We start from the raw sequence: 11,300 nt of genomic DNA on the forward strand, positions 1-11,300 counted from the left end.
AAGCGGAGCCCCCCGCCCTCTGAGCCTCGCCCGCTCCTAGCGAAAGGTCGTGGAGGGACAGGGGCCACTCTGCCGAGCTACCCGCGCGGGCGCCCGGTCTCCTCCGGAATGCCGTCATGCATCTCGACAAAAGCCTTGCTCAGACCGAGCACCTTGATTCTTGATATCGCCCCACCCGCTAGCCAGGAGAGCTCCATGCCGAAGAAGGTTCGTCCTGTTCCAAAGGGCTTCACTACTGTCACGCCGCATCTCTCGCTCCAGGACGCCCAGGCGGCGCTGGCCTTCTACAAGAAGGCCTTCGGCGCAAAGGTGTTGGGGAAGATTCTGGCTCCTGACGGCAAGGTGATGCACGCGGATGTCCAGATTGGAGACGCCCATGTCTTCGTCTCTGATCCCATGATGGACAGTGCGCCGGGCTCCAGCGCCCTTCACCTGTACGTGGAGAATGCGGACAAAGCGTGGAAGAAGGCGGTGGCTGCGGGCGCGCAGGTCATCATGCCGCTCGATAACTCGTTCTGGGGAGATCGGTATGGGCTCCTGGCGGATCCGTTCGGCCAGAAGTGGGCCATCAGCAGCCATATCGAGGACGTGCCCCCAGCGGAGATGAAGAAGCGCATGAAGGCGGCGCTCTCGCAGCGTCCGCCGAAGTAGGAGCGCGCCCCCCGTAGACGTGCTGCCTGCGTCACACGCGGGCGGCGCGAGGCGCCCCACTCCTGGATGGAGCCACCGTGCATCCATGACGCTGCCCCTGGTCCACATCTACTGCGACGGCGCCTGCTCCCCGAACCCTGGCGTGGGGGGTTGGGGCTCCATCCTCATCTCTCCGGCGCACGGCAACGTGCGCAAGGAGCTGAGCGGCGCCGAGCCGGACACCACCAACAACCGCATGGAGCTGACGGCGGCGCTGATGGCGCTGCGGGCGCTGAAGACGCCCTGTCAGGTGCAGCTCTTCACGGATTCGCAGTACGTGCGCAACGCCTTCGAGGAGAAGTGGCTGGACAGGTGGCAGCGCACGGGGTGGAAGACCTCCAGCAAGCAGCCCGTGCAGAACGCGGACCTGTGGCAGGCGCTGCTCGAGCAGTCGCGAGCCCACCAGGTGAGCTGGAACTGGGTGCGAGGACACTCCGGGCACGCAGAGAACGAGCGAGCGGACGCACTCGCCGTGGCGGCCCGGCTGGCGCTGGCGGCGACGCTGGGCCGCTGAACCGTCGCGCGGATCCGCTATTCGCGCCTGCCTCCACGAGGCCCTCTCAAGTAGGCTCCGTCAGGCGGAAGGCACGGCGCCCGTCGCCTGCCTCGAGACCTACACGCACTGGGACACACCTTCATGGCCAAGCTGAATCAGATCATCGCCGTCGAAAAAGGCATCAAGAGCCGCTCGCACCAGGAGCTGAGCGACGCGCACCACGCGTTGCAGAAGCCCCAGCTGCTGGCGGGCATCTCCCGCACCTACCAGCCCAAGGACGAGGAGGGGGAGAAGTTCCCACCTGAGTCCACCCGCGTTCAGATGCGCGCGGAGGAGATGCTCAAGAAGACGCAGGAGATCCTCACTCGCCTCTTCGATGTCACCGCCACCAAAGACGTGACCAACTGCCGGGCCAAGGCGGACGTCGTCGTCGACGGGAAGGTCCTCCTCAAGAACGTGCCCGCGACCTACCTTCTCTTCCTGGAGAAGCAGCTGGTGGACATGCAGACCTTCGTCAAGAAGCTGCCTGCGCTGGACCCCAGCGAGACGTGGGTCGCGGATGCCGCCCAGGGGCTCTGGGCCACCGAGCCCGTCCAGACGGCCAAGACGAAGAAGGTTCCCCGCAACCACATCAAGGCCGAGGCCACCGACAAGCACCCCGCCCAGGTGGACGTGTACTACGAGGACATCGTCGTCGGTTACTGGAAGACCGTGAAGTTCTCCGGTGCCTTGCCCGCCTCACGCATCCAGGACATGCTCGAGCGCGTGGAGAAGCTGCAGCAGGCCGTGAAGTTCGCCCGCGAGGAGGCCAACAACGCCGAGGTCGAAGAAATGAAAGCCGGAGAAGTCGTCTTCGGCTACCTGTTCGGTGAGCGAAACCGCTGACCGGAAAGCTTGGAGTGCAAGCTCAAACTGAACCTCAAACTGATGCCGAGCGGATCCCTTTTTCGCTGAAGAGTGCAGGTTCGAGTCCTGCCCCCGCCACTTGCGACGGGGTAGCCCAACGGTAGAGGCAGGCGGAGAAGCCCGTGAAGCACCCCCAGATTCAGACTCTCACTCCAGACTCAGCATCCGCTGTCGTAGGCCTAATCGACTGTCTGTCGCACCCAACCCCGAGATACCGGTGCAATTCCGGTCCGCCTCTTCTTCTTCCTTGCGAGGCGGTAGCTCAATCGCAGAGCGCGGGGTCTCAAGCTCAGCGGCAGACTTAAACGTGTAGGCCTCACCAAATGGCAGCACCCCGAGCCCGGCCAGGAGGATACCCTGGTCGGGCTCACCTTTTTTGAGGACTCCCGAGGTCGCTTCTTGAGATTCCCGCGCTCCCTCCAGAACGTGCTGAAGGCGTCCCCCCTGTTGGCCGCAAAGCGGCTGCAGCGGCTCCTGGGAATCGAGGCACTCACCCAGGAGCTCCAGGCGCTCCGGCAGGAGCAGGCGCACTTGCGCCGGTCTCTGGACAGCCTCTCCGCACGCGCCGACACACAGGCCCAGGCTCAGTCCGCGCGCCTCGAGGAGCTCGGCCCGCGGCTGAGCGAGCTCTCCCTGCGGCTCGAGTCCCTCAGCTCGGCGTGGAGTGAGCACACCCGCTCATTCGACTTCCGGGAGCGGCTGACGGAGCTGGAAAAAGGCCACCGCAGCCTTCTCGAGCGGGTGGAGGCCAGGCTCCGCGGGCTCCTGAGCTGGGGCCTGCGCGACAGCCTGGTGGACGAGGACCGAAAGGCGCGGGTCGCCTTCATCGTCCAGGAGCCCAGCCTGCTGGACCTCACGCTTCCCATCTTCGAGGCCCTGCGGGACGGAGGCCACAGCCGGCCCCTGCTGTATGCCATCCCGCACGGGACGGCGGCCGCCCCCGAGGCCACGGAGCGCAACTACCGCAACCTCTGCGAGGAGCTCGACAGGCGGCGCCTGCCCTACCTCGAGGCCTATGACAGTGATGGGCGGACGGAGCTCGTCCCGCTTCGCGCACTCCGGCCGGACTATGTCTTCCTCCAGACTCCCTACTGCGAGCAGCGGCCCCCAGGGCTCTCCGCGAGTGCGCTGGCCAGGTTCACCCAGGTGCTCTACGTCCCCTATGGCTTCATGCTGGCAGCCAGTGAAGAGCTCCAGTACGAGCTCCCCTTCTACCGGGACTGCTACCGCATCTTCCTCGAGTCCCAGCACCGCAAGGAGGAGTTCCAAGCTCGCGGCCACCCCTCCGAGAAGTTCATCGTCAGCGGGCTGCCCAAGCTGGACATCTACCTGAGAGCCACCACCGCTCCAGCGCAGGCACAGTGGCGCCTGCCGAGGGAGAGTGGAACCCGCCGCGTCATCTGGGCCCCGCACTGGAGCTTCCGCTGGGTGCAGGGAGGACGGGAGACCGAGGGCTACTCCCGCTTCCTCGTCTTCAGAGATGTCTTCCTGCGCTTGCTCACCGAGTACCCGGGCCTGGACCTTCTGATTCGCCCCCACCCCATGCTCTTTGACAACCTGGTGCGCTCAGGGCTGATGTCCGAGGGCGAAGTCCTCGCCTACAAGGCCCGGATTGCCCAGGCTCCCAATGCTCAGCTCCTGGAGACCGGCGACTACTTCAGCCACTTCCAGACCTCGGATGCCCTGATCACCGATGGCGTGTCCTTCCTGGCGGAGTACCTCCCCACCAGCAAGCCCCTCCTCTATACTCCGAACCCAAAGGGGCCCGGGTTGAACCCCACGGGACAGCGGCTCGTGCAGCACGACTACACAGCGCTCACAGAGTCCGAGCTCGAGGCCTTCCTCCGCGATGTCGTCTTCGGCGGGAAAGATCCCTTGATGCCGCTCCGGGAGCAGACGCGGCAGCAGGAGCTCTTCCTCCCCGCCGGTGGCTCCGGCCGGTTCATTGCGGATCACCTCCACCAGGACTGGGCCGCGTCATGAGGACATTCGATCCTCGGCAGATCCTCGGCATCATTGGAGGCTCAGGGGTGGCGGCCGGGGCGGAGATCGTCTCACGGCTCGAGCGTCGCCTCTCCTTGGAGGGCGCGTTCCGGGACCATCACCACCCGCAAGTCATCCTGTTCCAGGCCACGCAGGCTCCCAGCCGCAGCCTCTTCCTCGAAGGACGCGGGGAGAGCTTTCTCCCCGCCTATACGGCCGTGGGCAAGGCCCTGGCGGGCGCCGGAGCCACGCTCCTGTGCATGACCTGCAACACGGCGCACTGGCACCGCAGAGAGCTCGAGCAGGCGATAGGGCTGCCCTGGGTGGATGCACTCGACGAGACCTGCCGCGTGCTCGCGGAGCGTCACCCCCGCGTTCGGCGCGTGGGCGTCCTCTGCTCGGAGGGCTCACGCGCCGTCCGTCTCTTCGAGACCTACTTCCAGCGGAACCTGTCCATAATGCCCCTCTTCCCTTCCGCGGAGGGGCAGAAGGCCGTCACCGAGGCCATCTGCAGCGTGAAGAAGGGACAGCATCACCTTCCAGACTCGGCTGAGGCGCATCCGAGCAGGCACCTCGTCCCCGTCATCCAGGAGCTCCTCCAGCAGCAAGTGGAGGCCATCGTCCTGGGCTGCTGCGAGATCTCACTCGCACTCACTCCTCCCATGATCTCCCGGTGGGGCATCCCGATCGTGGACACGATGGACGCGCTGGTCGACGCCTGCCTCGAACGCATGGCGCTACCGAGTGGCGGGGCCTGATCCCGCTCCTCCCGCTCGGAGTACGGTCGTCCTTGAAGGCACGTCCCTGTACCGTTACTCTCGTCAGACGTTGGCCGGGCGTAAGTTCTCAGAAGGTGTGACCGTTGCGGATTGTGCAGCAAAGGATCGAGATCGATTACAAGCAGGTCGAAGACTTCTTTCGCGCCCGTGGGGAGAATGCAGCGGGCCTCACGGCGACCATGTACGGGGACCAGGATCCCACGGTCGCCGCCCGTAGGGACGAGGTCGAGAAAGCACGCGTCCTGCCGCTCCTGGGAGCGCTGGCGCAGGGAAACGTCCTCGAGATTGGCTGTGGGCTCGGGCGCTGGGCGCCCGTCATTGCGGCGAGCGGTGGCCGCTACCTCGGCTTCGACCGCTCGAAGGAGCTCATCGAGGCCGCCCGCCGGCTCCAGGGAGACTGCGGCGGCAGGGCCTCCTTTGAGGTCCTCGACGCGTGCGAGCTGCATCGCGCGGCCCCTTCGCTCCCGGGGCCTTTTCAGGTCGTGCTCGTGACGGCCCTGCTCCTCTATCTGAACGATGCGGACTGCGAGAACATCCTGCGGAGCATCGTGCTGCTCGCGGCGGAAGACGCCCTGGTCTACATCCGCGAGCCGGTGTCCCTCCTGGAGGACAGGCTGACCCTGGTCAACCACTACTCCGAGGAGCTGCGCGCGCACTACAACGCCGTCTACCGGACCGAGCGCGAGTACCGGGAGTGGTTCTCCACCCTGCTGCTCCCCGCGGGCTTCGTGCTGGCGGAGACGGACTTCATCTTCGACAAGCAGTTGCACAACCGGGCGGAGACGCGCCACCGCTTCTTTGCCTTGAAGCGGTCGGCCGCGCTCACGGGTGCGCTGCCTCGGGAGGAGCCCCGGTGACGCGCCTGCTCGAGCGACGCGCGCAGAAGACGGCCATCTGCTTCGACCTGGACGGCACGGTCACCCGCCAGGAGATCCTGCCGCGGCTCGCGATCGAGGCCGGTCTCGAGGAGGAGATCGCGACGCTGACCAGCGCCACCATCCGAGGGCTCATTCCCTTCGAGAGCTCCTTCAAGCTGAGGACCCGGCTGCTCCAGGACATCCCCTTGGAGGTGGTGGGCGCAGTGATCCGGCGAATCCCGCTGCACGCGAGGATCCGCGAGTTCATCCGCAAGCACGCGGAGCGGTGCTTCATCGTGACGGGGAATCTGGATGTCTGGGTCCAGCCGCTGGTGGAAGAGCTGGGGTGTGGCTTCTTCTCGTCCGTCGCCGCGGTGCGCGACGGCCGTCTCACCGGGATCGCGAAGATCCTGAACAAGGCCGATGCCGTGCAGGCCCTGCGCGCGCAGTTCGATCGCGTCATCGCGGTGGGTGACGGGATGAACGATGCCCCCATGTTCGAGGCGGCGGACATTGGCATCAGCTTCGGCGGGGTCCATGAGCCCGTCGAGACCCTCATCCACCTGTCAGACTATGTGGTCTACCACGAAGCGGGACTATGCAGCCTGTTAGACACGCTGTCATAAGCGCCGCCGGGCTCGGCTCGCGCCTGGGACTGAACCTCCCGAAGTGCCTCGTCGAGCTCGAAGGCCGGCGGTTGATCGACTACCAGCTGGAGCTGCTGGAAGGCGTACCCGACGTCCGCATCGTCGTCGGGTTCATGGAGCGCGCCGTCATGGAGCACGTGCGCTCCGTGCGCCGGGACGTCATCTTCGTCCGCAACCCGGACTACGTGACGACCTCCAACTCCTACAGCCTCTCGCTCGCCTCCAGGGATCTGCGCGAGGACTTTCTGATCCTCGATGGAGATCTGATCCTCGAGCGAGAGAGCTTCCAGAGCTTCCTGTCGCGCGTGCAGCCGGGCCGCTCCTTGATCGGGGTCACGGAGAGCAAGAGCGAGGAGTCCGTCTTCGTCGAGCTCGACGGCGGGATGATGCTCCATGGCTTCCAGCGACACACGCCGCGGCCCTATGAATGGTCGGGGCTGGCGTACCTGAGCGGGCTCTCCATCGAGGCCAATGAGAAGTATGTCTTCGAGGAGCTGGCAAAGTGGCTCCCGCTCCAGGCCTGCCCCATCCGCTGCTTCGAGATCGACACGCCCAGGGACTTGTCAGAGGCGATTCGCCACTTCGACACGCTCGGCTACGGACGGGGGTAGGCCCGCTGCGGGTCTTCCCTCGTACCGCTGCTCCAGCAGGCTCACGAGCTGCTCCGTGTGAAGAGGCTTCTCGATATAGGGGGGGTGCACCGTGTCCAGGAAGCACTTCACCTCGTCGGTGAACGCGCCCCCCGTCATGAAGGTGATGCGCCGGGCCTGCTCCGGGTCGAGCCGCACCAGGCACTCGTGGAACTGAGGGCCGCTCATCTCCGGCATCATCAGATCACAGAGGATCGCGTCGAAGCGCTGGCCGGTGGACAACAGCGCCATGGCCTCCCGCGCCCGGCAGAGCGCCGTCACGTCGTACCACTCCCCCAACGAACGCTTGAGGGCATGGGTCACGGACACCTCGTCGTCAATGACGAGCACACGCTGGCCTCGCGCGAGGTTCTGCTCTGTCTCACCGCTCTGCTCGGCGGTGACACCCTGGGCCGAGCGCAGGCGGACCCAGAACACGCTGCCGCCCCCTGGCCGCTCCTCCACCCCCATGCTCCCCCCCATCTCGTTGACGAGGCGGCGGCAGATGGCCAGCCCCAGCCCCGTCCCCACCCCGCTGGGCTTCGTGGTGAAGAACGGCTCGAAGATGCGCTCCCTCAGCTCGGGGGGGATGCCGGACCCTGTATCTCGGACCTCCATGCGTACCCACCCCGCCCCTTCCGGCCGGGTGACGATCCGGATCTCATGCTCCTGGCTGCAGCCCGGGGGCAGCGCCTGGGCCGCGTTGATGACGAGGTTGAGGGTGATCTGCCCCAGCCGGGCCTCGCTGGCATGAACGAAGGGCACCTCTCCGTAGTCCTTCACGATCCGGGCGCAGTGGAAGGCGTGGTTCCACGCCATGCGCACCGACGAGTCCATCACCCGGTGCAGATCCGTCGCGCCGAACGTCTGGGCCTCGGGACGGGAGAAGATCTTGATGTCGCGGACGATCTCACGGATGCGCTCGGCGCAGTCGCGCACGCTCTCCAGCGCCTGGACTCCCTCCTCGGACACCTGCCGCGTCCGCGCCTCGCGCAGCCCGAAGTCCAGGTCCAACAACAGCGAGGCCAGCGGGTTGTTGATCTCATGGGCGACGCTGGCCGCGAGCACGCCCAGCGAGGCCATTCGGTCCGACATCAGCAGCTGCTCCTGCATCTGCCGGCGCTCCTGGCGGACACGCGCCTCCCTCAGCTCCCTGGCCACGGCCGGCACCAACCGGCCCAGCCGATCCTTGAGCAGGAAGTCATGAACCCCGGCCTTCATCGCCGCGACGGCGGTGTCCTCGCCGATCGTCCCCGAGACGATGATGAAGGGCACGTCCAGCCCGCGCCGCTGGACCCGGGAGAAGGCCGCCAGCCCGTCGAACCGGGGCAGGGCATAGTCGGCGATGATGACATCCCAGGGCCCCGCCTCGAGCGCACACTCGAGGGCCTCTGGCGTCTCGACGCGCTGATGGACCACGTCGTAGCCGCCCCGCCGCAGCTCGCGCACCAGCAGCGCGGCGTCGTCCTCGCAGTCCTCGACGAGGAGCAGCCGAAGCACCTCAGGGGCGCTCATGGCGAGCCCCTCCCCGTGCGCGGCGCGGGCTCGTTGAGGACGAGCCAGTACATGCCAAGCTGGCGGATGGCCTCGAAGAAGGCGGTGACATCCACGGGCTTGCGCACATAGCTGTTGACGCCCAGCTGGTAGCTGCCCATGAGATCCTTCTCCTCATTGGAGGACGTGAGCATCACCACGGGCAGCGTCCGCGTGCGCTCGTCCTCGCGGATGCGCTGGAGCACCGCCAGCCCGTCCAGCTTCGGCAGGTGCAGATCCAGCAGCACCACCTGAGGCTGGAGGCGCAGGTCCCGCCCCGCATGGGCTCCTTGGGCGAAGAGATAGTCGAGCGCCGAGGCACCGTCCCGGACGACGACGATGGGGTTGCGGATGTTGCTCTTGCGCAGCGCGCGCAGCGTCAGCACCTCGTCATCCGCGTTGTCCTCCACCAGGAGGATGACGCGCTCATTCAACTCGTTCATGGACTCAGCTCCCCCCTCCCTGGGCCGTGGTCCCGGGAGGCCGAGGGAACTCGTTCAGCGTCAAGCAGAAGCGGGCGCCGCGGGCGGGCTCACCTTCACCCCAGACGCGGCCTCCGTGGCGGCGGACGATGCGCTGTACGGTGGCCAGTCCCACGCCCGTGCCCTCGAACTCCGCCTGCGTGTGCAGCCGCTGGAAGACGCCGAAGAGCTTCGTCTTGTAGGCCATGTCGAAGCCTGCTCCGTTGTCGCGCACCACGTAGGTGCGCACGCCCCGCGCGTCGCGCGTCGCGCTGAACTCAATCTCGGCCACCGGGCAATCCCGGGTGAACTTCCAGGCATTTCCCAGCAGGTTCTCCAGCAGGATGTGCAGCAGCTGCGGGTCCCCCTCCTCCACCAACCCCTCCTGGATGCTCACCCTCACGGCCCGCTCGGGCTGCAGCCCCCGGAGCTGCTCCATGATGGTGCTGGCCAGAGCAGACACATCCACCGGGCGGAACACCAGCTCGGTGCTGTTGACTCGAGAGAGCGCGAGGATGCCGTCGATGAGCTCGGCCATGCGCTTGGCGCCGCCGACGATGCGCCGCAGGTAGTCCAGGCCCAGCGCGTCGAGCTGTCCGGGACAATCCTCGACCAGCGCGTCGCTGAAGCTGGCGATGCCGCGCAGCGGCGTGCGCAGGTCATGCGCCACGGTGTAGGCGAAGGCCTCCAGCTCCCGGTTGGAGAACTCGAGCTGGGCCGTGCGCTCGGTGATGCGGCGCTCCAGGTCCGCGTTGAGCTGGCGCACCTGCTCCTCGGCCGCACGGCGCTGGGTGATGTCCGTGACCATGGCCAGCTTGCCCGTGTAGCGCCCCTGCTCGTCGAACAGCGGCGTGGTGGAGACGCTGGTCCACAGGGTCGTCCCATCCTTGCGCAGGAACTTGCGGTCATGGATCTCCGCCACGGGAGCCTGCTCTCCCTTCTCGAGCAGGGCCCGCGCGTGCTGCTGGCTCTCCTCGTCCAGGAAGGAGAACAGGTGCACGCCTATCATCTCGCTGACGGAGTAGCCCACCATGTCCGCCATGTAGCGATTGACATAGGTGGTGCGCCACTCGCGGTCGATGGTCCAGATCCCCTCCTGGGCGGTCTCCACGAGCAGCTGGAACGAGCTCTCCGTGCGGCGCTTCTCGGCCTCGATCCTGCGCTCCTTGTCGATGCTCCGGGTGAGCGCCATGGCGCCCAGGATCTGGCCCTGCTCATCCCGCACGGGAAAACAGCTGCAGCGGATGTGGCCCCCCTGTGGAACGCCCGCGTTCCGGATGAACATGTCCACGTCCCGGACCTCCTCTCCCCGGAGCGCCCTCCAGACGGGCAGCTCCTCGAGGGGGAAGGGGGTCTGCCCATCCGGGCGGAAGATGCCGTGGCGTTGGGCCCACTCCGCGGGCGGAGTTTCTGTGTCCAGCCCCGTCCCATACATCTTCTGCGCAAAGGCGCTCACATAGACGAACTGCCCGGTGGCATCCATGATGGAGACCCCCTCGGAGATGTTGTCGAGGATGGCGCGCAGCAGTGCATGGTGGCGAACCTGGAAGAGCTCCTGGTCGAGGCGCTTGGGGGAGGAATTCGGGGCGGACGAGAGGTTCATGTCTTCTGGTCCAGGTGGCTGACCCTGTGAAGAAGCCACCCAGCCTCTCAACTCTATTGGCCTCTGCGACGCTCACGGGATCCCGGAGAACACCGATAGTCGTGAACTCCCTTCACACACAGGCACTTCCCCAGTTATTCCGCGGGGATGGGATGTCCGTCCAGCAACACGGCTCCAGCTCCCCCGCGCCGGGCGGCCTCGATCAGCTCCGCGAGGAGGGTGCGGTGGCAGGCCTGCTCGAGGATACAGTCCTTCGAGCAGAGCAGCGTGACGGTCTCGCCCTTGTCTACCCGCCCGGCCAGCTCGGCGATCTTCTCCTGCTGTGACTGCATCTCGCGCATGTAGCGCTCGCGGTAGGCGTCCAGCGTGATAGGCGTCTGGCCCTTGCCGTAGAAGGCGTCGAAGAGCTCCGGGCTGGGCGCCAGGTCGCGCATCCAGACATCCCAGGTCTCCTTCGCCTTGGTGACGCCGCGCGGCCTGTAACGGCAGATCAGCACGCGCAGGCCGTCATCCGGCTCTGCGGGCACAACCCAGCGCTTCGTCTTGATGGGCATCGCCGGTCAACTTCCGAAGGCCCGCAAGCTATTCCCACCCGGGGGAACAGAAGCTCCCCCGGGCCCTCACTGTCCGTGACTCAGCGCTTCGCCCGGCCCCGCCGGGTGCGTGCTCCGGGAGGCGGCTCTGGAACGAACCAGGGCCTGCGCCGGTGCTGTGCG

12 protein-coding genes are annotated in these 11,300 nt (G+C 66.6%); 8 read left to right on the top strand and 4 right to left on the bottom strand.

Annotated features, from left to right (window positions below):
- The first annotated feature begins 195 nt into the window (after positions 1-195).
- From VD972_RS21370 to VD972_RS21405, 8 genes are all read left to right on the top strand, one after another.
- On the top strand, positions 196-651 hold the full coding sequence (locus tag VD972_RS21370) for a VOC family protein (protein ID WP_324989838.1): 456 nt from the start codon (positions 196-198) through the stop codon (positions 649-651).
- Between the two features lie 85 nt (positions 652-736).
- Positions 737-1,204, top strand: a complete 468-nt coding sequence (rnhA, locus tag VD972_RS21375) for a ribonuclease HI (protein WP_324989839.1) — start codon at positions 737-739, stop codon at positions 1,202-1,204.
- 123 nt (positions 1,205-1,327) lie between these two features.
- Positions 1,328-2,071 (top strand): hypothetical protein, encoded by a 744-nt coding sequence (locus VD972_RS21380; protein ID WP_324989841.1) that lies wholly within the window; start codon positions 1,328-1,330, stop codon positions 2,069-2,071.
- 420 nt (positions 2,072-2,491) lie between these two features.
- Positions 2,492-4,075 carry a CDP-glycerol glycerophosphotransferase family protein gene (locus VD972_RS21385; protein ID WP_324989843.1) on the top strand — a complete coding sequence of 528 codons (1,584 nt, stop codon included), beginning with the start codon at positions 2,492-2,494 and terminating at the stop codon, positions 4,073-4,075.
- Positions 4,072-4,833: an aspartate/glutamate racemase family protein gene (locus VD972_RS21390; RefSeq protein ID WP_324989844.1), complete on the top strand. Its 762-nt coding sequence runs from the start codon at positions 4,072-4,074 to the stop codon at positions 4,831-4,833. The genes VD972_RS21385 and VD972_RS21390 overlap by 4 nt, the downstream gene beginning before the upstream one ends.
- 113 nt (positions 4,834-4,946) lie before the next feature.
- Positions 4,947-5,711: a class I SAM-dependent methyltransferase gene (locus VD972_RS21395; RefSeq protein WP_324989846.1), complete on the top strand. Its 765-nt coding sequence runs from the start codon at positions 4,947-4,949 to the stop codon at positions 5,709-5,711.
- Positions 5,708-6,337: an HAD family phosphatase gene (locus VD972_RS21400; RefSeq protein ID WP_324989848.1), complete on the top strand. Its 630-nt coding sequence runs from the start codon at positions 5,708-5,710 to the stop codon at positions 6,335-6,337. Before VD972_RS21395 ends, VD972_RS21400 begins: the two co-directional genes overlap by 4 nt.
- Positions 6,310-6,969, top strand: a complete 660-nt coding sequence (locus VD972_RS21405; protein ID WP_324989850.1) for an NTP transferase domain-containing protein — start codon at positions 6,310-6,312, stop codon at positions 6,967-6,969. Before VD972_RS21400 ends, VD972_RS21405 begins: the two co-directional genes overlap by 28 nt.
- Here the strand turns inward: VD972_RS21405 and VD972_RS21410 are convergent.
- From VD972_RS21410 to VD972_RS21425, 4 genes are all read right to left on the bottom strand, one after another.
- Positions 6,922-8,502, bottom strand: coding sequence for a response regulator (locus tag VD972_RS21410; RefSeq protein WP_324989852.1), 1,581 nt, complete (start codon positions 8,500-8,502; stop codon positions 6,922-6,924). The genes VD972_RS21405 and VD972_RS21410 overlap by 48 nt on opposite strands.
- Positions 8,499-8,963 carry a response regulator gene (locus VD972_RS21415; protein WP_324989854.1) on the bottom strand — a complete coding sequence of 155 codons (465 nt, stop codon included), beginning with the start codon at positions 8,961-8,963 and terminating at the stop codon, positions 8,499-8,501. The genes VD972_RS21410 and VD972_RS21415 overlap by 4 nt, the downstream gene beginning before the upstream one ends.
- A gap of 4 nt (positions 8,964-8,967) precedes the next feature.
- The gene (locus VD972_RS21420; protein ID WP_324989856.1) at positions 8,968-10,584 is read right to left on the bottom strand and encodes a PAS domain S-box protein; all 1,617 of its coding nucleotides are present in this window, start codon (positions 10,582-10,584) and stop codon (positions 8,968-8,970) included.
- Between the two features lie 134 nt (positions 10,585-10,718).
- Positions 10,719-11,138: a DUF488 domain-containing protein gene (locus tag VD972_RS21425; RefSeq protein ID WP_324989857.1), complete on the bottom strand. Its 420-nt coding sequence runs from the start codon at positions 11,136-11,138 to the stop codon at positions 10,719-10,721.
- Between the last annotated feature and the right edge of the window lie 162 nt (positions 11,139-11,300).

The sequence above is a fragment of the Hyalangium sp. genome, from assembly GCF_035629615.1.
Taxonomy (GTDB): Bacteria; Myxococcota; Myxococcia; order Myxococcales; family Myxococcaceae; genus Hyalangium.